Annotated in this window: 14 protein-coding genes, 11 tRNA genes, 1 pseudogene and 1 riboswitch; of the genes and pseudogenes, 17 read left to right on the forward strand and 9 right to left on the reverse strand. The window is 47.2% G+C overall.

Annotation, left to right across the window (positions count from 1 at the left end; translation table 11 throughout):
- The first annotated feature begins 83 nt into the window (after window positions 1-83).
- The 11 genes from RXV91_RS07150 (at window position 84) to RXV91_RS07200 (ending at window position 1,125) form a co-directional block, all read left to right on the forward strand.
- Window positions 84-156 (forward strand) — tRNA-Asn (locus RXV91_RS07150).
- Window positions 157-174: 18 nt separating this feature from the next.
- Window positions 175-264 (forward strand) — tRNA-Ser (locus RXV91_RS07155).
- A gap of 22 nt (window positions 265-286) precedes the next feature.
- Window positions 287-359: transfer RNA gene (locus tag RXV91_RS07160), tRNA-Glu, on the forward strand.
- A 4-nt stretch (window positions 360-363) separates the two neighbouring features.
- Window positions 364-436: transfer RNA gene (locus RXV91_RS07165), tRNA-Val, on the forward strand.
- Between the two features lie 56 nt (window positions 437-492).
- Window positions 493-565: transfer RNA gene (locus RXV91_RS07170), tRNA-Phe, on the forward strand.
- 5 nt (window positions 566-570) lie between these two features.
- A tRNA-Tyr gene (locus RXV91_RS07175) sits at window positions 571-653 on the forward strand.
- Between the two features lie 8 nt (window positions 654-661).
- A tRNA-Trp gene (locus RXV91_RS07180) sits at window positions 662-735 on the forward strand.
- 5 nt (window positions 736-740) lie between these two features.
- Window positions 741-813: transfer RNA gene (locus RXV91_RS07185), tRNA-His, on the forward strand.
- 7 nt (window positions 814-820) lie between these two features.
- Window positions 821-892, forward strand: a tRNA-Gln gene (locus RXV91_RS07190).
- A 22-nt stretch (window positions 893-914) separates the two neighbouring features.
- Window positions 915-985 (forward strand) — tRNA-Cys (locus RXV91_RS07195).
- Between the two features lie 55 nt (window positions 986-1,040).
- Window positions 1,041-1,125 (forward strand) — tRNA-Leu (locus RXV91_RS07200).
- A 352-nt stretch (window positions 1,126-1,477) separates the two neighbouring features.
- Here the strand turns inward: RXV91_RS07200 and RXV91_RS07205 are convergent.
- From RXV91_RS07205 to RXV91_RS07215, 3 genes and pseudogenes are all read right to left on the reverse strand, one after another.
- Complete coding sequence (locus RXV91_RS07205; RefSeq protein ID WP_316439319.1) at window positions 1,478-1,618, reverse strand: hypothetical protein; 141 nt, start codon at window positions 1,616-1,618, stop codon at window positions 1,478-1,480.
- Between the two features lie 152 nt (window positions 1,619-1,770).
- Window positions 1,771-2,313 (reverse strand): phosphoribosyltransferase family protein, encoded by a 543-nt coding sequence (locus RXV91_RS07210; RefSeq protein ID WP_316439320.1) that lies wholly within the window; start codon window positions 2,311-2,313, stop codon window positions 1,771-1,773.
- Window positions 2,314-2,315: 2 nt separating this feature from the next.
- Window positions 2,316-3,373: pseudogene (locus RXV91_RS07215) on the reverse strand (NCS2 family permease).
- A gap of 193 nt (window positions 3,374-3,566) precedes the next feature.
- Between RXV91_RS07215 and RXV91_RS07220 the strand changes: the two are divergent.
- Window positions 3,567-4,088 carry a hypothetical protein gene (locus RXV91_RS07220; protein WP_316439321.1) on the forward strand — a complete coding sequence of 174 codons (522 nt, stop codon included), beginning with the start codon at window positions 3,567-3,569 and terminating at the stop codon, window positions 4,086-4,088.
- Window positions 4,089-4,279: 191 nt separating this feature from the next.
- Here RXV91_RS07220 and RXV91_RS07225 read toward each other — a convergent pair whose 3' ends face one another.
- The 5 genes from RXV91_RS07225 to RXV91_RS07245 form a co-directional block, all read right to left on the reverse strand.
- Window positions 4,280-4,798, reverse strand: coding sequence for a GNAT family N-acetyltransferase (locus tag RXV91_RS07225; RefSeq protein WP_003643199.1), 519 nt, complete (start codon window positions 4,796-4,798; stop codon window positions 4,280-4,282).
- Window positions 4,799-4,912: 114 nt separating this feature from the next.
- A complete protein-coding gene (locus RXV91_RS07230) occupies window positions 4,913-5,749 on the reverse strand; it encodes a metallophosphoesterase family protein (protein WP_316439322.1) in 837 nt (278 codons plus the stop codon).
- A 668-nt stretch (window positions 5,750-6,417) separates the two neighbouring features.
- Window positions 6,418-7,743: an Nramp family divalent metal transporter gene (locus tag RXV91_RS07235; protein ID WP_316439323.1), complete on the reverse strand. Its 1,326-nt coding sequence runs from the start codon at window positions 7,741-7,743 to the stop codon at window positions 6,418-6,420.
- Complete coding sequence (gene hemH / locus RXV91_RS07240; RefSeq protein ID WP_316439324.1) at window positions 7,715-8,689, reverse strand: ferrochelatase; 975 nt, start codon at window positions 8,687-8,689, stop codon at window positions 7,715-7,717. Before hemH ends, RXV91_RS07235 begins: the two co-directional genes overlap by 29 nt.
- Before the next feature lie 313 nt (window positions 8,690-9,002).
- Window positions 9,003-10,394: an amino acid permease gene (locus tag RXV91_RS07245; protein WP_316439325.1), complete on the reverse strand. Its 1,392-nt coding sequence runs from the start codon at window positions 10,392-10,394 to the stop codon at window positions 9,003-9,005.
- Window positions 10,395-10,507: 113 nt separating this feature from the next.
- On the opposite strand from RXV91_RS07245, the gene mmuM reads away from it, so the two are divergent.
- Together mmuM and RXV91_RS07255 are read left to right on the forward strand one after the other, a co-directional pair.
- Entirely contained in the window at window positions 10,508-11,437 is a 930-nt protein-coding gene (gene mmuM, locus RXV91_RS07250) for a homocysteine S-methyltransferase (protein WP_316439326.1), read from the forward strand.
- Between the two features lie 400 nt (window positions 11,438-11,837).
- Complete coding sequence (locus RXV91_RS07255) at window positions 11,838-13,334, forward strand: glycosyltransferase (protein ID WP_316439327.1); 1,497 nt, start codon at window positions 11,838-11,840, stop codon at window positions 13,332-13,334.
- 75 nt (window positions 13,335-13,409) lie between these two features.
- On the opposite strand, the gene RXV91_RS07260 is transcribed toward RXV91_RS07255, so the two are convergent.
- On the reverse strand, window positions 13,410-14,129 hold the full coding sequence (locus tag RXV91_RS07260) for a hypothetical protein (protein ID WP_316439328.1): 720 nt from the start codon (window positions 14,127-14,129) through the stop codon (window positions 13,410-13,412).
- A 110-nt stretch (window positions 14,130-14,239) separates the two neighbouring features.
- Window positions 14,240-14,345, forward strand: a riboswitch (SMK box riboswitch).
- Here RXV91_RS07260 and metK point away from each other — a divergent pair.
- From metK to RXV91_RS07275, 3 genes are all read left to right on the forward strand, one after another.
- On the forward strand, window positions 14,343-15,530 hold the full coding sequence (gene metK / locus RXV91_RS07265) for a methionine adenosyltransferase (RefSeq protein ID WP_316439329.1): 1,188 nt from the start codon (window positions 14,343-14,345) through the stop codon (window positions 15,528-15,530). It overlaps the preceding riboswitch by 3 nt.
- 135 nt (window positions 15,531-15,665) lie before the next feature.
- Complete coding sequence (locus RXV91_RS07270) at window positions 15,666-17,168, forward strand: MDR family MFS transporter (protein WP_316439330.1); 1,503 nt, start codon at window positions 15,666-15,668, stop codon at window positions 17,166-17,168.
- A gap of 385 nt (window positions 17,169-17,553) precedes the next feature.
- Window positions 17,554-25,869, forward strand: a complete 8,316-nt coding sequence (locus RXV91_RS07275; RefSeq protein ID WP_316439331.1) for a KxYKxGKxW signal peptide domain-containing protein — start codon at window positions 17,554-17,556, stop codon at window positions 25,867-25,869.
- Window positions 25,870-25,967 lie beyond the last annotated feature (98 nt).

The raw sequence follows: 25,967 nt of genomic DNA on the forward strand, positions 1-25,967 counted from the left end.
CGAACACAGAAGTTAAGCTTCTTAGCGCCGAGAGTAGTTGGGGGATCGCTCCCTGCGAGGGTAGGACGTTGCCATGCGATTATTCCGACATAGCTCAGTTGGTAGAGCGCTTGACTGTTAATCAAGATGTCGACGGTTCGAGCCCGCCTGTCGGAGTTATCTACGGTAAGCCATGGAGAGTTGTCCGAGTGGCTGAAGGAGCAGCATTGGAAATGCTGTAAACGGGTTATACCTGTTTCAAGGGTTCGAATCCCTTACTCTCCGTTAGTTAGATATATATAAATATGACCCCTTGGTCAAGTGGTTTAAGACACTGCCCTTTCACGGCAGTAACATGGGTTCGAATCCCGTAGGGGTCATTATGGAGGATTAGCTCAGTTGGGAGAGCGTCTGCCTTACAAGCAGAGGGTCACAGGTTCGAGCCCTGTATCCTCCATCTGATGAGAATTTATTCATCAATAATTTAATAGACTCCATCATGAAGAATGATATGGCTCGGTAGCTCAGTCGGTAGAGCAATGGATTGAAGCTCCATGTGTCGGCGGTTCGATTCCGTCCCGCGCCATTTATGGAGGGGTAGCGAAGTCTGGCTAAACGCGGCGGACTGTAAATCCGCTCCTTCGGGTTCGGTGGTTCGAATCCACTCCCCTCCATTCTTTATAGGGATATAGTTTAATGGTAGAACAACGGTCTCCAAAACCGTCGGTGTGGGTTCAACTCCTACTATCCCTGCCATGATGGCGGTAGTGGCGAAGTGGTTAACGCACCGGATTGTGGCTCCGGCACGCGTGGGTTCGATTCCCACCTACCGCCCTTTGATTGGGTTATAGCCAAGTGGTAAGGCAATGGACTTTGACTCCATCATGCGCTGGTTCGAATCCAGCTAACCCAGTTGGGTTTGGGTAATAAATGATGGCGGTATAGCCAAGTGGTAAGGCAGAGGTCTGCAAAACCTTCATCACCGGTTCAAATCCGGTTACCGCCTTTCCTGAAAGGGTTATAATCCTGATCAGATTTATGTTCCATCTAGTTATTCTTTTGCCGGCGTGGCGGAATTGGCAGACGCGCTGGACTCAAAATCCAGTTCCCGTTGAGGGAGTATCGGTTCGACCCCGATCGCCGGTATCTAACCACATATATTGTGGTATTCGATGCCCAAAAGCAACTATACTTCGTGTATGGTTGTTTTTTTTTGCATAATTCGTAATTGATTGGTGCCCAATTGAGTGCAATTACAAGAAAAATAAGGGTAAGCAGTAAATAATCGACCGGATTTCCAATAGCCACCATATGGATTATGATTACCTTATCAAATAAATTAGATGTCAGAAACAGGTGCGTAATTCGTAAAGTGAACGGGGGGTAATGTAGGTGTATCCGGCATTGTGAGAGTGGATGCCCATTGGGGTGTTGTTAAGGTAAACCTGTAATTGAGTTTAGTAGCATCGGTGATTTTGGGCGCTTGGTAGACCGTATATCAAGCGGTAAAGTATTGAACAAATGACGCTGGCGGTGCTGAGGGGGCAATCCTGCTTTTTTTGAGCTCATTTTGAGCGACAAAATGTTGAGCCTCTAGCTTAGTCTTGAACGTTGCACTTTTTTTGATATCTTTTGCCATTTTGATCGTAATAAGTTATCCTCACGATCCAAGATGAACCGCGCTTACTGATACTTGCCATAAGTGGTGATTCCTCACAATTCTGTAAATTATTGATGCACTGGCGATGGGTTATTGTCAAGCACATCGAAAGCCTAACGCATTAACCACCACTAGCCAAATAATGGTAACGGTGCCAAAAAATCGATATCTGTTCGCTGTCTGGCGGCGCCTTCTGCTAGAATTGCCATCTGTTTGACCACTTGAGCGCCAGCTTGATGTAGGAGGGCGTTGGCGGTTGTCAACGAGCCCCCACTGCTAATGACGTCGTCGATAATGATAACACGTTTATGGTTGATTAGTGCGGCGTCAGTACCGTCTAAAACTAGCTGTTGTGGCGTGCTGGTCGTAATGGCCGTTACCGGTTCGCTAAGCGGATGACGCATGTAGTCCTTACGGTTCTTGCGTAAAACGATAAAGCGGGGGTGGTTAGTGGCTTGGCTTAGGGCCTGGGCCAGCGGAATGCCCTTACTTTCCATCGTGACTAGATAATCAAATTTAGTTGTGGCTAGCCGCCGACTGAGCTGACGGGCAGCATAATCGGTCAGCTCCGCATCGCCTAATAGGACGAAAGAGGCGATGCTAGTCGTGGCGTTTAATCGAATCAATGGTAACTGACGTGTTAGTGGCCCTAATGTTAACTGATAAGTTTGCATATTTATAACCCCAATCCAATTAGTGGTAGTCCAAATTTTAGGAGTGTCCCGGTCATTAGTCCCGCGAATGGATCAACAAAGGCGGTCACGACGAGGGTCACGCCTGCAACCGTGCTTAGCGAGCCGTACAGGGCGGTGGCTGCATTTTCCGGGAAAATGACAATGGTTCCTAAGATAAACAAAAAAACGGCAATTGCAGTACTAGGCACGATTTTTCCTAGCTTCGGCAGCCATCCCAGTAATAGAATCAGCATCATGATCAGCATCATTAGGATACCCGCAACTACTGGTTCAAGCGCGCTGGCTGTCGCGGAAATAATCGTTTCTACTGGCGCACCTCCCAGAAGGCTAGTTCATAGGTCTGCTAGTCAATAGATTTAGATTGACTGGGTTGGGGTGTTGCCCCGTCATTTGGCCAGTAATTAAGCCGTACGAGAGGTTAGCGCCGATATTAAGACAGGTTAGAAGTGCGCCTCGCAGAATTTTAAGACTGAACTGTGGTTTGGTAAATTGTAATTTGCGAGTCGTCACGTGCTCCGGTAGTGTGACGCGATAATGTGTCATCGCTGCGTAACAGCTGGTCCCAATCACTGATACGGCAATTGTCCATACTAAATCTTTACTAATCAAATAAGTCGCACCCGCCAAGCCGATTGACAGCCACCCAAATTGGGGTTGTTCATGCGCCATTTGCAACGCGATTTTAGCCAACATCCCGCCAACTCCCGCCATCATCGCTGCCATAAGCTGATTGCCTAGACTGCGAACAATGAGCGGCAGAGTACCGGTCAAGCCAATCACGAACATCAGACTCGCACCTAAAAAGCTGATTGACAACCGTTCGCGTAAATTGTGTCCTAGGTGCCCGACTAGTGCAAGGGACTCCGCTTGAAATGAAACTGGCGCAACTGAACTAGCCACTCCGTTGATTAAACCAACTAATCCGAATGAAAATGCAGTCGGAAAGACCGCAAAACCGAGACTCATCCGCCATAATTCCTTGTGGGATTTCATTCAAAACAACCCCGATTGCTGCCAATAGATCCGCCAACCAATGCATACTAATACCGCCTTTTTTATTTATACGAATAATATACGACTGATTAAGGTTTAAATCCAGTGAATTCGGTAATAAGTCGGAACGATTGTGTTTATCAACTTTTTATAGTTCGTGTTTGTTTGAATGGCGATTAGTTGGCGCATGCTAGCAAGTGAGGTATACTTAGTGCTAATTAGTGAAGGGGGATGGCACCATGCCAACGATTAAAGATTATTACTTGGCAAAGCGGCCAACATTATTATTTTCGTTGCATCCAGAACCAACACAAGCGATTATCAATGGGACGAAGATTCTGGAATATCGTCGACGTTTTTTTGCACGTCCGTTTCAAGCATTTGTCTATACGACGGGGGCTAATGGGGGAATTCAACTCTTTTTGCGTTGTGATCAGGGCCTGCAACTCGCGCCTGAACAATTAGCGCTAGTCGGCGCATTGTTACAGCATGAGGTGCCCACAACCACCACGGCTTATTTTGAAGGAGCTAAAGCCGGATTGGCGGTACCGATTACGGCTTTTACAACCTTACCTAACATTCCGTTGGCACAGTTACGTCGTCAGTTTGAAAACTTTGTTACGCCGCGGAGTTACGTCTTCTTAGATCAGCCTGAACGGCAAGCACAGTTGGATTGGCTATTAACGCAACCTTGTGAATCGCTAACCATTTTGGACTGGCGCAAACGGTATGCCGCACTGGCAACTTTGTTACAAAAATGAAGTCAAACTTGTGCTAATCGGGGCTGCACTAGTGCGCCGGTTATAAGAATCAAACAGCCACTCGTTGTGCATTTGCTGAGCAAAAGGACTTAGCTGTGACAACTGCCGCAAACGAGTAGTCATCTAGCATGACTGATTGGATTTGAGCGTAAAAAAAGAACCTGACCATTTGTGGCAGGTTCTCAGATTAATTAGAGCATTTTTTCATAGACGTAGCAAACGTCATCGACATGGTATACACCGACCATTTCGCCAACTCGCTTGAAGTTCATCTTTGCAATCAGATGTTGCATCGCTTGATTGTCGGCATGAGTATCGATACGGATGCTCTTGATTTCAGGATGATCCGCAGCAATATGAGCGATGATTTTTTCGAATAATTGAGTGGCATAACCATGACCAGCATGGCTAGAATGAATCGCGACTCGGTGAATCACGACGTAAGGTGCCGTGGTATTTAACCATTCGGCCTTCGCAGTATCGTAAGTTTCGTCTGGTGAAGGCACGACAGCGACAGCGCCGACCGTTGCGTTGTCGTCGGCATTGAATAAGTATGCTGATCCTTGCATGATGTCGGCCGTGATTTGTTTACGGGATGGGTAGTCGCCTTGCCACTGGTTGACCCCAGCTTCAGCAAGTTGATTACGACCGTCACTTAGAATGTCGATGATCGTATCGAGATCATCGAGGGTCGCTTTCTTAAAGTACATAATTCTAGCTCCTCTCTTGAACAGCGATTGACCGCCGGAGCAGCAATCGACTTTTAAAAGTATACAGAATTTTTAGAAAAATGAAACTATTTTCTCCCGATTCTTAGAAGATTTTCAGTGACGATTTTCAAGTAAAATCTTGCGCGCTTCTTGGGCCATATCATGTTGGGTATTGTAAGCAGCGACCGCACTCGGTGCGTACTGGTAAATATTAGTCCGCAAAGTCTGTTCATAGAATTCGAAGTAGGGCAAGTGCGCATTTTTGGCGATTGTGATAGCACGCCGCCAATCGAAATCCACGGCACGGTAATCAACATGCTGGAGGCCAGTCTTATCAATCGTCAGAAGCAAGTAGTTTGCTCGTGGTTGGCGTAGGTGGGGATTAATGGCAGTCGGAAGGCCAACTGTCCCGGCGTTTAGAATCAACTGGCCCGTGGTTGCATAGCGCATAATAGGCTGGTGCGTGTGCGCATAGATGACGATATCGACATCGCCTTCAGCGGCTTGGTCAAAGTTGGCCTGACTGGCAGTTGGTGCGAGCGCGTGTCCACTAGCGACGGTCGGTAAAACGTGTTGGAGACGGATGGTTAACGGGCCGACGTGTTTGATGACTGTCATTGGTAAGTTCAGTAACCGTTCAAAGTGTGTTGAACTCAGCTGGCGCCGATCAAAAGCGGTGAGAACCGTTGCCATAATTTGTTTGGGTTTGTTAAACGTGTCGGGATTGGCTGCCATTACTTTTTGGTAGTTTTCCTCGTGATTTCCGAGAACGTAGGCGGTGGGGTGAACGTGGTCTAGTAAGGTGAGACAGCGCTCCGATTCTGGCCCGCGGACGGTCATGTCGCCCACCGTCCAGTATTCGTCAACGTGTTGTTTCTGGGCGTCTGCTAAGACTGCTTCGAGAGCAGTAGCGTTACCGTGAACGTCAGATAGGACTGCAATTTTTACCATGTTGAGATGCTTCCTTTCTACTATGTAATCTAAACTTTGGTGGGATGTTTTATTCTGGTAAACGTGGGTTTTAAAAATTTATGAATGTAACCACTATGAAAAGCCATCGTAACTTTTATCTGTTATAATGGGTATGAAACGAAGTAATATATAGCACGTATATTCAAGCCAATTCGTTTCGTGCCGTGGTTATCCTTGCGATAATCACGGTTTTTATTTTACCATAGTGCCTTATGATAAGTTTGGTTGGTGTCATTTAATTGTATCAATGCTTGGGAATATGGACAGGGGTATCAACCAGATACTGAGACGACTTACAGTTCAAGGTGGCTTATATAAGTATGACAATGTGTAAACTGAATATAGTAGTAAATATATTATCTTTATACATAAGAACCGGAACAATTGTTTTGTAAAAAAGTGGTGCTGCCACGATCCAAAGGTTTGGTTGTGCTGAGGGCTTTTACTCAGCATGGTAACTAGTAATTACACCGCGACGCTGTCTGATAGAAGATACATTGCAGGGAATGACTAATTATCACTAAAAATTAGTACCCACAATAAGTGGGATTGAGCATCAGAAAGCCGTCAACTGCGAAGCATATACGCAGGTTGACGGCTTTTAACTTAGTGTTGAAGTCAAAGTAGCAATGTAAATGAATCTAATATTAAAACAAGCTATACACCAAATAAATATTTAACACCGTAATAATTCCGGCCAGTCCATAACCCAACCACGTTACCGCCGCACGATTAACATGGGTCTTCATCAGGCCGGCGTTATTTGTCAGTGCAACTAGTGGCAACAAGGTAAAGGGGAGGGCGATACTGAGTGCGACTTGCGCGTAGATGATCAAGTTTTCAAAGGCGGCGTCACTAAAGCCGACTAACATACCGATAATCAGAATTGGAATTAGCGTGACAGCGCGAGTAAGCAGCCGGCGTTGCCATAGCGGTAAGCGGATGTGTAAATAACCTTCCATGACAATCTGACCAGCTAAGGTGCTAGTGATGGATGAAATTAGGCCGGTAATTAGTAGGGCTAATGCAAATAACCAGCTCATGACCGGGCTAGCAAGGGCGCCAACCACGGTGGTACTTTTTAACCCATCGAAGACGGCCTGCAGACTCGCTAACGCGTTGGTGTGACCGAAGAAAAGCGTCCCACCAAGGACGAGCAAAAGTGCGTTGATGAGAAAGGCCGCAATCAAGTGCACTGTTGAGTCCCAATTGGCGAAGCGCAGTGCTTCTGTGACTTGAGCTGGATTATGATAATCATAACGCCGGCTTTGTGCAAGCGATGAGTGTAAGTATAAGTTATGTGGCATGATGGTTGCGCCCAAGATTCCAAGACTGAGGACTAGTGCGGTATGATTTTTGACGATCAATGGTGTTGGAACTAAGCCGAGCAACACGTTGCCAAATTGAACGTGGGCCCGTCCCACCTCGATGCCAAAAATAATGCCGACGGTCAAAATAGCGACGAGGACGATTACTTCGACACGCCGAATGCCAAATCTCAAAAACAACAAGACAACTAAGACGTCCGCAATCGTCAGTAAAATTCCTGCAAGTAGTGGTAAGCCGAATAACATTTTTAAGGCGATTGCGGTTCCAATTACGCCCGTCATGTCGGTCGCCATCATCGCGACTTCGTTTAAAATCCACGCGGCATAACGTACGGGCCGGGGCAGCTTGCTAGCGATGGCTTGTGCTAAGTCTTGCCGGGCTACAACGCCTAGCTTGATTGCCAGGCCTTGCATGAACATGGCGACAATGATGGCTAATGCGAGCACGGCTAAAAGCCGGTACTGAAATTGACCGCCACCGGCTAGGGATGTCAACCAGTTGCCGGGGTCCATATAGCCGACTGCCACTAGTGCACCGGGACCGCTATAGGCTAAAAATTTGCGCCAAAAGGCCGTCTGATGAACGTCGGGAACCGCGACGCTCTGATTGATTTCTTCAAGACTTTGATGACGATGTGATTGCATGGGTCGACGCCTCCTGCTTTTGGATAGCGAGGTCAGCCAGAAATTGGCTGAAGCCGGTATCCTTATTCATCGGTGGTACTAAGTCAAACCGATCACCACCGCTCGCCCGAAAGGTTTGATAATTTTGAACGTAGTCTTCCTCGAGGGTTTCCAAGCAGTCCACGACAAAGGATGGGGTAACTACTAATACGTTGCGTTTGCCAAGTTCGACCAACTGCATGAGCTCATTTTTTAAGTAGGGCTTTAACCACGGCATTGGCCCGAACTTGGACTGATACGCCGTAATGACCTTATCAGCTGGTAATTCTGGTCGATCCGCCAACACAGCTTTGGTCGTTGCCTCGCATTCCCGTTGATAGGGATCACCATGGCGAACCATGGCAGTGGGAATGCTGTGGTAGCTGAAGATGACCGCATCGTAATGATGCGCCTGATAACTTTGCCAGACTTTGGTTGATAGTAAGTGAATGTAAGTCGGTTGGTCGTAGAAACTGTCGATAAAGGTGTGCGGTAATCCGGTCGTTTCAACTTGACGATGGATGCCGCCGTGTGTGCTCTGGGTGTATTGTGGAAAAAGTGGTAAAATAATTGGCTTTTCACACCCATCAGCAACCATGGCTTTTAAGGTCGCACCGATATCGGGTTGACCGTACGTCATTGCTAGTCGGACGTCCCAATCGGGTAATGCTGCTTGTACTTGTTGGCAGATGGCTTGACTGTAGACGATTAATGGTGAGCCTTGTGGGAGCCAACTATCCTGATAAAAGGTGGCCGAACGCCAAGAACGGGTCGGCAAGATAATACCGCGCAACAGCGGTTGCCAGAGTGCGGCCGGCATCTCGATGACGCTTGGATCACTTAAGAATTCTTGTAAGTATGCTTTGACATCCTTAGTCCGTGGGGATGCTGGGGAGCCTAAATTGACGAGTAATAATCCTGGGTGCATAGAAACCCCTCCAATGCTCTTGATAAATTAATCATAGCATAATCGTCAGCTTGTATACGGGGTTAATGGTTTATTTATTCGATTATCCAGTGATAATCAATTTACTGCTGAAATAAATAAAATCTCTTGCTAGTAGTTGGACGGCTAACAAGAGATCTGAAATAAGTTGATATTTGGTTTTGTTGCAGTCAAAAAAACGGTGTCGTCGGCTGGATTGCACTTTAAAAGTAGATTCAGAAATGCCAGCAGAACATGACCATGTTCGTTTTCAGGTCATCAGAATCAAAAGACGATTCTTGATAAGTTGAGCTGACTAACGGGGCTGTTTTGCGGCGTGGGTCCGTCGATAACGTTGATTGAGATAGTAGCCTAGATAGCAAATCGCCACGAAGGGAATGGTGTAATACAAGGCAATCCGCTGGTTAGGGTCAAACCAAATCAAGATACAGGAGAGCCCACTTAAGATAAAGGCCAGCCACGGAACGACCGGATAGCCGGGTGTTTTAAAGGTCAATTGATCAAGCGACTGCCCACTTTTGAGGTAGGCTTTGCGGAAGTTGATCTCTGAAAGGGCAATTGCCATCCAAACAATGACGACGGCGAGTCCCGAAATGGATACTAGGACTAGGTACACTGAACCGGCGGCATAGACACTCGATAGTAGCGCCAAAATGCCCCCCAGCATGCTGGTAATTAAGGCGATTAAGGGCACATCGCGCTTCGTGGTTCGTTTGAAAACCTTTGGAATGGTTCCCTCGTTCGCAAGTGACCACAGCATACGGGTTGACGCGTAGAGACCAGAATTAGCGGCCGACATAATGGCGGTCAATACGACGAAATTCATTAAGTCAGCGGCATAGGGAATCCCAATCGCTTTGAAGACAAGCACAAATGGACTTTGCGTTACACCCGCTTGTTTGTAAGGAATCAGCGCTGCCATGACGAACATGCTACCGATGAAGAAAATGATCAGGCGCCAGAGGGTCGTTTTGATTGCGGTCGGAATGGTGTGGGCCGGATCTTTAGTCTCACCAGCTGTAATTCCAATTAGCTCAGTCCCGGAAAAGGCAAAGTTGACCGTTAGCATAGTCGTAAAGACGCCGCCAAAACCATTGGGAAACCAACCGTTACGCGTATAGTTGCTCAGAAACGGGGCACTGGTATGACCGTGAAGTGGCAGGATACCGACCATTGCCAGTCCACCTAAGAGAATAAAGGCAATGATCGCGATGACTTTGATACTGGCAAACCAGAATTCCGCTTCCGCAAACCAGCGTACGGAGAGGGCGTTAACGGTGAAGATGACCACCATAAAGACGAGGCTCCAGATCCAGGTCGCAATGTGCGGAAACCACGTTTGCATGATGAGCCCCGCTGCTGTAAATTCTGAACCGAGGGCAATCGTCCAAGTCAACCAATATAGGATGGCAACCGTAAAGCCTGTGCCAGGACCAATATATTTTTTCGCATAAACGTGAAACGCCCCGGTGTAGGGCATTGCAACTGACAGCTCACCTAGACAGAGCATGACGAGATAGACGAGGATGGCCCCAATGGTATAGGCGAGCAGTGTCCCAATTGGCCCCGCTTGATGAATCGTGTAACCGGAACTTAAAAATAATCCGGTCCCAATCACGCCACCGAGCGAAATCATCAGCACGTGCCGTGATTCCATCTGGCGACTGAGGTGGGTTTGTTTTGACATAATGTACCGGCCTTCCTTACTTGCAGAATTAATATGATTAGACTATGATTAGAAAATCAACAATGCTATTAGAATAACATAATTTATAAGTAGAAAGGAAGGCAATTATTGCAATGCTTTCATTAACTGAACAATTGAACCGGGGCCCAGTCGTCTCGGACGGTGCGATGGCTACGGAATTAGAAAAGCGGGGCGTGGCAACCAATAGCGCACTGTGGTCAGCCACGGCAATGTTGGATCACCCGGATGCGATTCAAGCGGTCCATCAGAGCTATCTGGATGCGGGCGCAAAAATCATGACAACTAATACATACCAGGCCAACGTCCCTGCATTTGAGCAGGCTGGAATTGCTGCCGCACAAGCGCGTCAATTGATACAACAGGCGGTGACAATTGCTCATACGGCGCGTGATGCTAGTCATGTCACGGATGCTGTGATTGCTGGTAGTATTGGCCCGTACGGTGCTTACTTAGCGGATGGTAGTGAGTACACGGGTGCATATCAGTTAACGCCGAGTGCCTATCAAGACTTTCACCGCGAACGCCTGGCGTTGATCATGGCCGCCGGGGTGGACGTGCTTGCATTAGAAACGATGCCACGTTTAGACGAAGTACAGGCTTTGGTACAACTAATCACAACCACTTGGCCGCAACAACCATACTGGGTAAGCTTTAGTATCAAGGATCCACAGACATTATGTGATGGGACGTCATTAGCTGCGGCCGCAAAGTGGGTGGCGGCCCAGCCGAACGTGGTCGCTGTGGGGGTCAATTGCACTACGCTGGAAAACATTGCACCAGCGATAACCACTTTGAAGGCGGCTGTAGCGGTACCGTTGATCGTTTATCCTAATTCTGGTGATCAATATGATCCCGTGACGAAGACTTGGCAAGCAACTCATTTGAGTCATCAATTTGCGTCTTTTGTCCCCCAGTGGTTAGCCGCCGGGGCCCGCATTATCGGCGGCTGTTGTCGCACAACGCAGAAGGATATTGCGACGGTGGCACGGATGCTTAATGTTTCGGACAACGCCCAGTTTTAAGAGAAAATGTTAAGAAATGGCGGCATTTTAGTTGTATGGTGGGTCTCAGAAGTCTGGGTTGTTTGGGGTGGTTAGTCGCACACTAATTATTGATTTAATGATATTGGAGTAAACCAATAACTAGCGTGATGAGTGCCATCAGGCATGGCTAGCAATTTAATTGGAACTGGTGAAAAATCACTAGTCGGGCACTGCTGATACGGTAGTTGTTCACGACTAGCGATTTTTGTATGTCAATAAAACTGTTCATATCTTGGTCGAATAACGTAAAATATGGTAGGGTAAAGATAGTGTATAGATATAACAGATGAAGTGGTCAATCGTCCGTGCGTACTCGAAGTTTTTGAACTCGGCGACAGGATGAGTTGATTTTTCAGATTGAGAAGGGAACGGCTAGGTGATGTATTATTTTGTGGGTACCGGTTTAGGATTGAAATTGACGGGAATTGAAAAGGCACAGTTGAACCGACTGGCGCTATTTGACGCCGCTGGTTATCAGGCTCGATGCGTCTATGTCACTTATAATCCGCGTTTACATGAGCATGCGGCCCGCTTTGGTGCGGAAGGAAAATGCTTTAGTTTGTATGATTTCTTTCAGGGGACGCTGCCTGAAGCAGTGACTAAAATCAATCATGATTGGATGCACTATTGGCAAGCTGTTTGTCACTTTAAGGTGATTCAGGTTCCAAATACGACAGATTTTCGCATCCTGGATACTGATGGTCAATATTTGATGTACGCTCATTTTGTGGACGCCGAGCGACAACAATTGGATTATGTCAATTATTTTGATAATCAGGGTGTTAAAGTCCGACGTGAATTTTATGATAACCGGGGCTTCCTGAGCCGGACAAGCTTTTTAGTGAAACATCAAGAAGTGCACACAGAAGTTTATTATGATTTACAAGGGCAAGTTAAAATTATCAAACAGTATGACATTACCGGACCAGAGCCACAATTACGGCTGATTACGTTGAAGAACTATCAGCAAAGAGACTTTTTCTTCAATACCGAACAGGCTTTTCAGACATTCTTCTTCAATGAGTTGGCCACTGCTGATGACGTCTATTTCTGTGATCGTAACCGACAAACGGCGGCGGCCTTAGGTCATACGCGCCCCGCAATTCGCGTGTGTTCAGTCTTACATAGCACGCATCTACGGATTGGTGAGGACGTGGTAAGTGGGCATTTGAAATCGGTCTATCGGTATGTCCTAGCCCATCCAGATCAATTTCACCGAATTATTGTGTCGACCGAGCATCAAAAGCGTGATTTATTGGCACGCTATGATAATTTACCACCAGTTGTCGTGATTCCAGTTGGCTATACGACAGCCCATCCGGTTAAAGTTGATGGTCGTGATTCCCACCAGATTATTAGTGTGGCTCGCTATTCACCGGAAAAGCAATTACTACATCAACTAGAGGTGGTCCGTCGGTTAGTCGGCGAATTTCCCGACCTGACTTTGCAGTTGTTTGGGCATGGGCAAAAAATTGAAATGCAAATGCGTCAATTTATTCAGGCCAATCATCTAGAAAAAAATATCGTTATTCGGGGTTTCTTGCCCAATCTGGCAGAAGCGTACCAGCGGGCAAGCCTAGCCTTAATGACGAGTGTGGAAGAGGGCTTTTCGCTAGCCACAATGGAAGCTGAAAGCTATGGCGTACCGGTTATTGGCTATCGAATTGCGTACGGGCCGGAAGATATTATCGAAGATGGTGTTAACGGGTATTTAGTGACACCCAATGATGTTGATGAGTTGACAATGAAAGTTCGTCAGTATTTACAGCATCCTGAACGACAAGCACAACTGATTACGAATGCCTACAATTCAGCAACTCGTTACAGCAAGCAGACGATTGTTGAAAAGTGGTGTCAATTCATAGCAGCGCTCTAAAGTCGGTGTTATGAGCAAACAAGGCGCCTAACTAGTTTCTTACAACTAGTTAGGCGCCTTGTTGTTATCTGGATATTAATAAAGTAATAAAATCAGTACCAACTGAACGGCTACGTTGATCATGAGATGCAACCGAGTACGGTCAAAGGACTGTTGACTGAACCAGACGGCAATCGTGATGAGAATTGCAACGATCGTTTGCCAGGTCAGTGGCTGTAAGAAGATGGTGATAACGAGCAGCAGGCCGGTGATGGCCGAAATCAGTTGATTGATTTGGCGTTGACGGCTGAAGCTCGGAACGTATAGGAAGACATAACTAGCCAGCATGGGGGTCAGCTTCCAGAGAAAAGTAGTTGATAAATAGTTGTTTTGTAAGTCGAAGACGGCCACCGGAATCGTGAACGTCATGATGACGCTGAAAACGACTAACCCGAAGTAGTTTTGCATGCCGAAGCGTGGAACGGCCATCACGAGCAACCACGCACTGCACGTTAATAGCAGGTACAGTAGTTCGGATTCCTTGGCAATAATGTTGGTAAATGCAAAGGCCACGGTAATTCCAATCGCAATGAGACTCCACTGGGGAGCAATCCGCCGATCTAAGATAATGAAGACCGCAGCGGCCACGGCTAAGGTGTAACCAATCAGTGGTAACTGCGCGGCCGAAAATGTGGCCGTTTGAAATGAACGCCCGTAATCGAGGGCGGCCCACCAACTAATGATGCTTTGAACGATGGTAAAGATCGCCAAGGCGATGTAATCGCGTTTAATATGTAATTTTCCGATTCGAATCATATTGTCAACACTCTCTAATTAGGATAATGAGTTAATCGTACCGGTCGGGGCAGTTCCCGTCAATAATTTGACAGAAATCTTTAAAAAAAATGGTGATTGTGATAACCTTATATAGTTATGAGCCGTTCCCGAAAGGATAAGTTTAGCTTGTTCGACGAAGAATAAGTGATACTTAGATGCCTTGTAACCGAAATTATCAAGGGGGAATTTATTGTGAGTGAAAGACACTTATTTACATCTGAATCTGTCTCTGAAGGTCATCCTGATAAGATTGCTGACCAAATCAGTGACGCTATCCTGGACGCAATGTTAGCCCAGGATCCACAAGCACGGGTCGCTGTTGAAACTTCAGTGACGACTGGATTAGTGCTGGTCTTTGGTGAAGTCTCGACCAAGGCCTACGTTGATATTCAAAAGGTCGTGCGTGACACGATCAAGTCGATTGGCTATGTTGATGGTCAATACGGCTTTGACGGTGACAACTGTGCCGTCCTTGTCTCATTGGATGAACAATCACCAGATATCGCGCAAGGGGTCGATGATTCCTTGGAGACGCGTTCTGGCGATGCTGACCCATTAGATCAAATTGGTGCTGGTGATCAAGGGATGATGTTTGGTTATGCCATCAACGAAACCCCTGAATTAATGCCACTGCCAATCGCATTGAGCCATCGGTTGATGCGTAAAATTGCAGCGCTACGTAAAGATGATACCATTAAGTGGTTACGTCCAGATGCTAAGGCCCAAGTCACGGTCGAATATGACGAAGACAATCAACCTAAGCGGATCGACACGGTGGTCTTATCCACTCAGCATGATCCTGATGTTGATTTGGACACGATTCGGCAAACGGTCATTGATCAAGTTATCAAGGCCGTGTTACCAGCTGATTTGTTAGATGACCAAACTAAGTATCTTGTGAACCCAACTGGTCGTTTTGTTATTGGTGGCCCTCAAGGGGATGCCGGTTTGACTGGTCGGAAAGTCATCGTGGATACGTACGGTGGTTTTGCCCATCATGGTGGTGGCGCCTTTTCTGGTAAAGATGCGACCAAGGTGGACCGTTCTGCAAGTTACGCTGCTCGTTACATTGCCAAAAACGTTGTGGCTGCCGGTTTAGCTGATCAGGTCGAAGTGCAATTGGCATATGCCATCGGGGTTGCCGAACCGGTTTCGATTGCAGTCGATACTGCCGGGACGGGGAAGGTTAGTGATGAAGCGTTGATTAACGCCATTCGCGAAAACTTTGATTTACGCCCAGCTGGGATTATCAAAATGCTCGATTTGCAGCGGCCGATTTATCGGCAAACTGCGGCATACGGCCACTTTGGTCGGACCGATATTGATTTGCCATGGGAACATACTGATAAAGTGGATGCTTTAAAAGCAGCATTTAAATAATGCGGTAACGTTGATTCGTTACGGTCTGTAGGTACTCGACGCTAAAAGCGACCTTTTTTCAAGGTCGCTTTTTTTGCGGGCTATTTTAGATGCACGGGGTTTCAAAATGATTGATAGAGAAGGAGAATTACTAAGATGCAACAGCGTAAAACTAACGTAATGGCGGTTACGGTTGCCATTTACGTCGCGACATTTATGAGTGCGATTGAAGGGACAATCGTGTCGACCGCCTTGCCAACGATTGTTGGTGATTTACATGGGGTTTCATTGATGAATTGGGTTTTCTCAATTTATTTATTGACTAATGCGATGATGACGCCAATTTATGGGAAACTGACTGACTTGGTCGGCCGCAAACCAGTGATGCAAGCCGGACTAATTATTTTTATTATCGGGTCTATGATGAGCGGTTTGTCTAATTCGATGCCGGTGCTAATTTTTTGGCGGGCCATTCAGGGGATCGGTGCCGGGGCGCTAATGCCAGTCTCAATGACAATTATCGCAGATATTTATTCATTCGAACGCCGGGCCAAAGTGCTGGGCTTCAATAGTTCAGCGTGGGGCATTGCTTCAGTGCTGGCACCGCTGATTGGTGGACTAATTGTCGATAAGCTGAGCTGGCATTGGATTTTCTTCATTAATGTGCCAGTTGGGTTGATCACCCTTTTCCTATTTCAATTTTATTTACGAGAACCTAAACGTCATAATAACGTGAAAATCGACTACTTGGGCAGCTTTTGGCTGATGCTCTTCTTGCTGTGCTTGATGCTAAGCTTCCAATTATTGGGAAACGCCACTATCAGTTGGGTGGCCGTTGGGACTGCTTGGATCATTAGTGCGCTCAGTTTGTGGCTATTTATTCGTCGTGAAAGTCGCACGGATGAACCAGTGATTTCGATGGATTTATTCAAAAATCACACGTTTATTATTCAAAATGCTGTGGCGGCCTTAGTCAGTGGCTTCCTAATGGCCGTTGAAGTTTATATTCCAACTTGGACTCAGGGGATACTGGGTGTACCGGCTTCTTTGGCGGGATTCGCAGTGACACCAAGCTCGTTAATGTGGATCGTCGGGTCATTCGTGACGGGGCGGTTATTGGCAAAGTGGGCACCGCGACGGATTTTGTATCTGAGTTTGGCTTTCATCCTCGTGACAAGCATTTGCTTAGCGTGGTTACCGGTTAATACTGCTTTCCCATGGTTCTTCCTGATCACAGCGATTGGTGGCGTGGGCTTCGGAATTACAATCACAGCAACGACCGTCACGTCGCAGCACCTCGTGCCAGCCGAAAATGTGGGCGTCGCGACATCCTTCAATACGTTGAGTCGAACAATTGGTCAAACGTTGATGATCTCAATCTTTGGGATTGCGTTAAATGTTGGGATGAACCAAGGCATTCAACACCATGCAGGAACGAATATGGCGATGATGAACAAGCTGATTAATCCACAGACAGCAACGCAATTACCTCATTATTTGTTGCCGACGCTACATCGTATCCTATACACGGGCTTGCATTGGGTCTACTTGATTGGTCTTGGCTTAGTTATTCTAGCCTTTATTGTGAATAGTTTGGATCGCGGATTACAAAAAACGGCTGCCCAACACGCGGCCGATTTAAACCAAAATGAGGATTAGTCGGCCAGCTATCGATAAATTAATGGTTGAAGTGACTCATAATTTGTCGTTTATTTAATATCGGCGTAAAAAAATCCGAAAAATTTTTCAATAAAATTTCTAAAAGTAATATAAATAAAATTTAAGTTATTGGACGAGTACGACGGGCTTTATGAGACCTGTTGTACTCGTTTTCATTAATATTATTTATTTGGTAACTATTTTAGGAGCACTAAAGAAAAATGTGCAACAAGATTGATGGTATCAACTATTGCCAACAAAACATAATCATAGTATTATGAGTGCATAGCCTAACGATTGATGATGTATACCAATAATACTGTATATGTGTTTTTTACATCATATGTAAACGGGTTTGATTAGGTTAGAGAAGGAAGGCAAAACCATGAAATTTCTGAGACATAAATCTTTTAGGGGAGATCCGCAAGTTCACTACAAGATGTTTAAAGTCGGCCGTACTTGGGTATTTACGGCGATGGCATCATTTGTATTGACTGCTGCACCTCAGTTAGTATCTCATGCAGATACGGTTTCGGCGGATACTAGTAGTGATACGGCAAGTAGTGCCACTAGTAGTGCTAGCTCAGGGGCGGATACGTCTTCTGCAGCAGCGAGTGCGGCGGCACTGGCTGCTGCAACGGCAAGTAGTACTACCAGTGACTCGTCTACGGCATCTTCTTCTAGCGAAACTGTCTTGAACAGCAATTCCGAATCTTTATCGGATAGCTTGAGTAGCGATAGCAGTTCTTCAGACGTAAGTTCTGCGAGCCAAACAAGTACGACTAATGCGACGAGTACATCAAGTACTAGTAGTAGCAGTGTTGCGACGGCTAGTTCGAACTCGTCAAGTGCAAGTTCAAGTAGTAGTTCGAGCTCGTCCAGCGCAACTTCATCAAGTTTAACTGATAGCAGCAGTTCTTCCGCAGCTAGCTCAAGTACGACGAGTTTGTCAAGCAGTGCTAGCGTAGCGGCAAGTGCTGTCTCGACAGCAAGCAGTGTTGCCAGCACGACTAAGTCTGCAAGTACGGCGGCTTCGACGGCAGCCATTGCAGCTTACTCGTCGGTATCGGCTGCCAGCTCACATACCGATAGTACGGCAGCTAAGGCGGCTTCATCATCAGCTTCATTAGCTGGTTCATACGCCACACTTGCCAGCAGCTATGCTAGTTTGGTCAATAACCTAACGACGCAAGCTGCTGTAAGTGCGGCCCAAAGTGCTTATCAAGAAGCGCTTAACGCGGCTGATTTGGCACGGCACTACAATAGTATTGCCAACATGTACTTAGACGCACAGGACAATAGTGTGGGGTCCAATGTAGATAATACATTGGCATACACTAATGCCAACTCTTTAGCATTTAGTGCGGCCAGTGTGGCTAGTTCATACGCAGCCCTCGCTTCAACGGCCACTTCAACGGCCAGCAGTGCTGCTACCCAAGGCTTAATTAATTTAGCAAGTAGCAATTATTCCGCCGCATCCAGTGCGGCATCTGCAGCCACGGTAGCAGCCAGCTCGGCAGCTGAAGCAGCCAACAGTGCATACTTAGCCATGCAATACGATAAAAATAATACGGCTGTTACCTCAGCTTACGCCGTTGCTTCTAGCACGGCAGCTGCGGCTTCAACGGCCGCGGTTAATGCAACGACTGCTGCGGTGGCAGCTTCCTCAGCCTACGCCGCTGTAAGTAGTGATGCGGCAAATAATGACTATGAAGCCACTAGTACTGCCTATGCAGTTACTTCCTCCGCCGCAACGGAGGCGCTTGGTCAATACGCCGCCGGGAGCTCAGCTACTAGCACCGCTAGTTCGGCAGCCAGTTTTGCCAATAGTACTGCAATTAGTGATTTGGCGAGTGCGGCTTCTTCAAGTGCAAACGTGGCGAATACGTCAAAGAGTACGGCTTCAAGTGCGGCCAGTGTGGCAGCAACGCAAACTGGTACTCAAGCGTCAGCTTATGCTTCAAGTGCTGCAACGGCCGCTAGCTATGCTTCGTCAGCCTATGCCGTCGCAAGTACGGCAGCAAAGTCCGCTGTCAGTGTTAGTGATCCTGCCACCGCGGACTCATACGCTCGGGTGGCTCAATCAGCATCTTCGTTGGCTGCTAGTTACGCTGCAACTGCCGAATCTAACGCGACTTTAGCGGCTAAGTTCTCGACGAACGTTTCTAATGTACAAACTGACAGTAAGAATGCAACGTTAACGACTTCCACGACCACGGCTAGCGTTTCTGTGGGTAGTACGATCAGTATTAATAACTCATTAAGTGTCGATAGTCTCGTTTATGGATCAGCTACGTACACTTGGTATGTTTCAACAGATGGTACCACTTGGACTACAATTTTGGGTGCAACTTCAGCAACATATTCTACAAAACCAAATATTTCTGGGACGTACTACTATCAGGTGGTTGCTTCAGGGTCGTATAATGTTCTTTCGACTTATAAAGCAGCTGGTAATGTTATTACCATTGTTGTCACTAATCCAGAAGGAACCTACACTGAAATTGCTAGTAGTTATGCCAGTCAAGCCAACAGCGCAGCCTCAGTAGCAGCTTCTCAAGCCGCCGCTGCAAGTAGTGCAATCAGTTTGGCTAGTTCTTCAGCTAACTTGACGGGCTCATTAGCTAGTTACTATACGTCACAGGCTAACTCCTCCTATAATGCAGCAAGCTCATATGCAAGCGTTGCTTCTGAAGCAGCAAGTATTGCAGGAATGGCCAGTTCTTCGGCTGCTTCTTATGAAGCCGAAGGTGCATACACCAGTGCCAATATTTGGGCAGGAATGGCATCTAGTTATGCGGGCGTTGCAACCGCATATGCTAGTTCTGCAAGTAGTTCGGCATCTGAGGCATTGGCTAGTCTAGATACTGCTTTGAGAAATGCGGTTAATGAAGATGGTGGTGATACTGCTGCAGATTATTTAGCATCAAGTTATGCTAATCTTGCTTCGTCATCGGCTAATGTGGCTGGCAAACAAGCTTCATTAGCTGCGTCCTATGCGGCCAACGCTGCTAATGCATATAACGTTGCGGGTTCTTCATTTAATACCACTGCAACTAGCAGTTATAATGCAGCGGCCAGTTCTGCAGCAATAGCGGCTAGCTCATATGCTGTAGCAGCTAGCGAAGCCGCAAGTCTTGCTGCCTCATATGCAGCGACCGGAAATTATAATTCGGCTGCCTTACAACAAAGTTATGCGGCTTTGCGTTTGACCTATGCAACGGATCAACTAAATGCTGCTTCAAGTGCAGCAAGTGCGATTACTCAAACGGTAGTGGAAGCACAATCAAGTTATTACAATTCGATTGCGATTTCTGCTTCTAGCGCGGCGTTAGCAGCAGAATCAGCTGCCGGAAATGCTTTGAGTGTGGCTAATTCGCTAAGTGCAAAGTATGCATCGAATACCACGTTAGGCAGTTCATACGTTAACCAAACCAATAATTATGCGGTGACAACGTTAGGTGCGGCTGCTGCGGCAACCTCTGCTGCAGAAATGGCGGCTCAGTACACAGGCCAAGCCTCGTCAGCGGTAGCTGCGGGTGATTATGCAAAGGCTAGTTCGTATGTCATCAATGCTTCAGCGGCAGCCAGCGAGGCGACCTCATATGCCGCATTAGCAACATCTAATGCGACTTTAGGTATTACTGCGGCTAGCAATGCGACGAATTACTCGAATAATACTAATTCTTATAAAAACACTAATACGGGCGATGCGCTAACAATTCTAGGGATTGTTATTTCTGGTGGGATGACTTCACAACCCGCAGCAGTGACGTCGACCGTTTCTGGTGGGACCTTTACCTTGTCAGCTTCGTCAGCCTTGGGACTAGGTGGAGTTGCACTATCTTCAAAAACGACTTGGTATGTTCAGGTCAATGGAACATGGATGTCGTTAGATGATGCCAAAAATGGCAACTATATTGCCTCATATACTGCAAATAACAGTGCTGGTTTATTATCAACCAGTAGTTCATTAACAATTACTATAAATAGCAGTTATACTGGGTCATTGCTATTCCAAGCTGTGCAAGGTTTTTCTTGGGACTTGATAAACTTGCTCACAGTTTATACGTTTGCAAGTAATTTAGCTGAAGTGGATGTTTATAGCAGCAATATTCCAGCAACAAATATTTCCATAACTGGTGATGATTATGTCATTAATCCAACAAACAGTTCGAGTGGCTCAAACGATAAGGTTACTAGCCAATTTACATCAACGACTAACCCCGATAATGCTACTGGAACGATTACCTGGACGACGAGTGATTCAAGCATTGCGACAATCGATAATTCTGGCCTTTTGACCGTTGTGTCTAATGGAACAGTGACAATCACAGTAACAATTACAAATGCTGATGGAACTAGCTATTCATCTTCAAAGACAATCACAATTGGGAGTGGTCTTGAGGATAAAACCGTTGATGCTGGAAGTGATTTGACTTGGGTTCCAGATGGTTCGACTACGGGCACTGGGACTAATGTTACTTATCAATGGTATTATTCCTCAACGATTGACGGTACTGGAATAGCAATAAGTGGTCAGGATGGTACGACACTTAATCTGTCAGATCTGAAAGTAGGGCAATCTGGTTATTATTATCTGGTTATTACTGGATCTAATACGACTAACGGGAGTACTACCACAACAACTGTAACTTTAGGACGGGCTTACTTGACAGTTAATGCTGCTTCAACTGAAGCGGCAGATTCTGCGGCTAGCGAAGCAGCTAACTACGCAAATCAAGCGACGGAATATGGTTCAGTTGCTAGTTCTTATGCGAACGTTGCGGGCGAATATGCAAGTAAAAACTCAGAAGCAAGCTCCTACGCAGAACAAGCAACGGCAGCAGCTTCTGATGCACAGTCAGCCGCAACAGCTGCTTCAACTGCAGCCTCTAATGCGGCAGCCGCCCAATCAAATGCAGATTCTGCGGAAGCTGCCGGCGAAAACTCGGCTGCTTCCAGTTATGCAGAGGAAGCTAAAAAGAAAGCGTCCGAAGCGTCTGAAGCTAAAAAGAAAGCTTCAAGTGCCGCTGATGATGCAGGCTACTATGCTGATTTAGCTGCTAATGTTAGTGAAGATGACTCAGATAGTGATTCAGATTCGGATAGTGATTCGGATAGCGACAGTGACTCAGATTCCGATTCGGATTCCGACAGCGATTCAGACTCTGACAGTGACTCAGATTCCGATAGTGATTCAGACTCTGACAGCGACTCAGACTCCGACAGTGACTCAGATTCCGATAGTGATTCCGACTCTGACAGCGACTCAGACTCCGACAGCGATTCAGATTCGGATAGCGACAGTGACTCAGATTCCGATAGTGATTCCGATTCGGACAGCGACTCGGATTCTGACAGTGATTCCGACAGCGACAGTGACTCAGATTCGGATAGTGACTCAGATTCCGACAGTGATTCTGATAGCGACAGTGACTCAGATTCCGACAGTGATTCGGATTCTGACAGCGACTCGGACTCAGACAGCGACTCCGATAGTGATTCGGATTCCGACAGCGACTCGGACTCTGATAGTGATTCGGATAGCGACAGTGACTCAGATTCCGACAGTGATTCGGATAGCGACAGTGACTCAGATTCCGACAGTGATTCGGATAGCGACAGTGACTCAGATTCCGATAGTGATTCCGACTCGGACAGCGACTCAGATTCCGACAGTGATTCAGACTCGGATAGTGATTCAGATTCCGACAGTGATTCGGATAGCGACAGTGACTCCGATTCGGACAGCGACTCAGATTCCGATAGTGATTCGGACTCGGACAGCGACTCGGATAGTGACTCAGATTCCGACAGCGACAGTGACTCCGATTCGGACAGCGACAGTGATTCGGACAGCGACTCGGACTCAGACAGCGACTCCGATTCGGATAGCGACTCGGACTCAGACAGCGATTCGGATTCGGACAGCGATTCCGACTCAGACAGCGATTCCGATTCGGATAGCGACTCAGACTCCGACAGTGACTCCGACTCGGATAGTGATTCAGATTCCGACAGTGATTCGGACAGCGACTCGGACTCAGACAGTGACTCGGATTCGGACAGCGACTCCGATTCCGATAGTGATTCCGATTCTGACAGCGATTCGGATTCCGATAGCGATTCGGATAGCGACAGTGACTCAGATTCCGACAGTGATTCGGACTCGGACAGTGATTCGGATTCGGACAGCGACTCGGATTCTGACAGTGATTCCGACAGCGACAGTGACTCAGATTCCGACAGTGACTCAGATTCTGACAGTGATTCGGATAGCGACAGCGATTCGGATTCGGACAGCGACTCGGACTCAGACAGTGACTCCGACTCGGACTCAGACAGTGATTCTGACTCGGATAGCGACTCGGACTCAGACAGCGATTCCGACTCCGATAGTGACTCAGATTCCGATAGTGATTCAGACTCCGATAGCGACTCAGATTCCGACAGTGATTCGGACTCAGACAGTGATTCTGACTCGGATAGCGACTCGGACTCAGACAGCGATTCCGATTCGGATAGTGATTCGGATTCGGATAGCGACTCCGATTCGGATAGCGACAGTGATTCGGACTCGGACAGCGACTCAGATTCTGACAGTGATTCGGATTCCGACAGCGACTCAGACTCTGATAGTGATTCGGATAGCGACAGTGACTCCGACTCGGACAGCGATTCGGACTCGGATAGTGACTCAGATTCCGACAGTGATTCAGACTCTGACAGCGACTCAGATTCCGATAGTGATTCCGACTCGGACAGCGATTCCGACTCCGATAGCGACTCAGATTCGGACAGCGATTCGGATAGCGACAGTGATTCGGATTCCGACAGTGATTCGGACTCAGAAAGCGATTCCGATTCCGATAGTGATTCGGATTCCGACAGCGACTCAGACTCGGACAGTGATTCCGACTCCGACAGCGATTCCGACTCCGATAGTGACTCAGATTCCGACAGTGACTCAGATTCCGATAGTGATTCCGATTCGGATAGTGATTCGGACTCAGACAGCGATTCCGACTCCGATAGCGACTCAGATTCGGACAGCGATTCGGATAGCGACAGTGATTCGGATTCCGACAGTGATTCGGACTCAGACAGCGATTCCGATTCCGATAGTGATTCGGATTCCGACAGCGACTCAGACTCGGATAGTGACTCAGATTCGGATAGCGACTCAGATTCTGACAGTGATTCGGATTCCGACAGCGACTCGGACTCTGATAGTGATTCGGATAGCGACAGTGATTCGGACTCGGACAGCGATTCGGATAGTGATTCCGACAGCGACTCGGACTCGGATAGTGACTCAGATTCCGACAGCGACTCAGATTCTGACAGTGATTCGGATTCCGACAGCGACTCGGACTCGGATAGTGACTCAGATTCCGACAGTGACTCGGACTCCGACAGCGATTCAGATTCGGATAGTGATTCGGACTCGGACAGCGATTCGGATAGCGACAGTGACTCCGATTCCGACAGTGATTCGGACTCGGACAGCGATTCAGATTCCGACAGCGACTCGGACTCAGACAGCGATTCGGATTCGGATTCGGATAGTGATTCCGACTCAGACAGTGATTCGGACTCGGACAGTGACTCCGATTCCGACAGTGATTCCGACTCCGATAGTGATTCGGATTCCGACAGCGACTCAGACTCGGACAGTGATTCGGATAGCGACAGTGACTCAGACAGCGACTCAGATTCCGACAGCGACAGTGATTCGGACTCGGACTCAGACAGCGATTCGGATTCCGACAGCGACTCAGACTCGGACAGTGATTCGGACTCCGACAGCGATTCCGATTCGGATAGTGATTCGGACTCGGACAGCGATTCCGACTCCGATAGTGATTCCGATTCCGACAGCGACTCAGACTCGGACAGTGATTCGGATAGCGACAGTGACTCAGATTCCGACAGTGATTCGGATAGCGACAGTGACTCGGACTCGGACAGCGATTCCGATTCGGATAGTGATTCGGACTCAGACAGTGATTCGGACTCGGATAGCGACTCGGACTCAGACAGCGACTCAGATTCCGACAGTGACTCCGATACAATCACAGATTCAGATTCAAATGATGGAACCAATTCTGGCACTGGTAGTAATTCTGGCTCGGATGGAAGCTCTAGTTCAAATACTGGATCAGGTTCGGGCAATACGACGGGATCTACTGGAAACAACTCAGGTATCGGTACTGGTACGACAACTTCATCGACTGTTTCTAGCAACGGTGCTGTTTCAACAAGTACGACTAGTTTGAGTGCTGCCGCAGCAACGAGTGACGTCTCGGCTACAGCCGCAACATTGGCGGTTACGACACCATCTAGTGACGGTGCTGCAACAACGTCAGCAACTGCTGCTACATCGGTGGTTTATGCCGCTGCTAGTGCTCAAGACGTTGATGCGGCTTCTGATCAGACTGATTCAGATTCGAAGAGTAGTAATGATTCTGATAAGGATAAGAAGTCAGCTGATACTGATAGTGCTGATGATAAGGTCGGCTCAAGTAATACCGACGAGAATGGTAAGACTGCATCTGATACAAGTAATAATGCTGGAACAATTTTCGGTAGCTTGTTGACCGCGGCTGCAGCTGCTGGACTCGGCTGGTGGTTCTTCTTGTTCGGTCGTCGTCGTAAAGACGAAGACGAAGATGAAGATGAAGACCAGCGCAAATAGTTAGAATTTAAAGTGATTTTTGTTGGCACTATCAACGAAGCTCGATGTAAAATTAAACTATTGACCAAGACGGGCTGAATAAGCCCGTTTTGGTATAC

The sequence above is a fragment of the Lactiplantibacillus sp. DA1 genome, assembly GCF_032681335.1.
Lineage (GTDB): Bacteria > Bacillota > Bacilli > Lactobacillales > Lactobacillaceae > Lactiplantibacillus.

Coding starts and splice junctions, on each gene's coding strand:
- RXV91_RS07205 (WP_316439319.1), bottom strand. CDS start 1,618: ATGGCAAAAGATATCAAAAAAAGTGCAACGTTCAAGACTAAGCTAGAG.
- RXV91_RS07210 (WP_316439320.1), bottom strand. CDS start 2,313: ATGCAAACTTATCAGTTAACATTAGGGCCACTAACACGTCAGTTACCA.
- RXV91_RS07220 (WP_316439321.1), top strand. CDS start 3,567: ATGCCAACGATTAAAGATTATTACTTGGCAAAGCGGCCAACATTATTA.
- RXV91_RS07225 (WP_003643199.1), bottom strand. CDS start 4,798: ATGTACTTTAAGAAAGCGACCCTCGATGATCTCGATACGATCATCGAC.
- RXV91_RS07230 (WP_316439322.1), bottom strand. CDS start 5,749: ATGGTAAAAATTGCAGTCCTATCTGACGTTCACGGTAACGCTACTGCT.
- RXV91_RS07235 (WP_316439323.1), bottom strand. CDS start 7,743: ATGCAATCACATCGTCATCAAAGTCTTGAAGAAATCAATCAGAGCGTC.
- hemH (WP_316439324.1), bottom strand. CDS start 8,689: ATGCACCCAGGATTATTACTCGTCAATTTAGGCTCCCCAGCATCCCCA.
- RXV91_RS07245 (WP_316439325.1), bottom strand. CDS start 10,394: ATGTCAAAACAAACCCACCTCAGTCGCCAGATGGAATCACGGCACGTG.
- mmuM (WP_316439326.1), top strand. CDS start 10,508: ATGCTTTCATTAACTGAACAATTGAACCGGGGCCCAGTCGTCTCGGAC.
- RXV91_RS07255 (WP_316439327.1), top strand. CDS start 11,838: ATGTATTATTTTGTGGGTACCGGTTTAGGATTGAAATTGACGGGAATT.
- RXV91_RS07260 (WP_316439328.1), bottom strand. CDS start 14,129: ATGATTCGAATCGGAAAATTACATATTAAACGCGATTACATCGCCTTG.
- RXV91_RS07270 (WP_316439330.1), top strand. CDS start 15,666: ATGCAACAGCGTAAAACTAACGTAATGGCGGTTACGGTTGCCATTTAC.
- RXV91_RS07275 (WP_316439331.1), top strand. CDS start 17,554: ATGAAATTTCTGAGACATAAATCTTTTAGGGGAGATCCGCAAGTTCAC.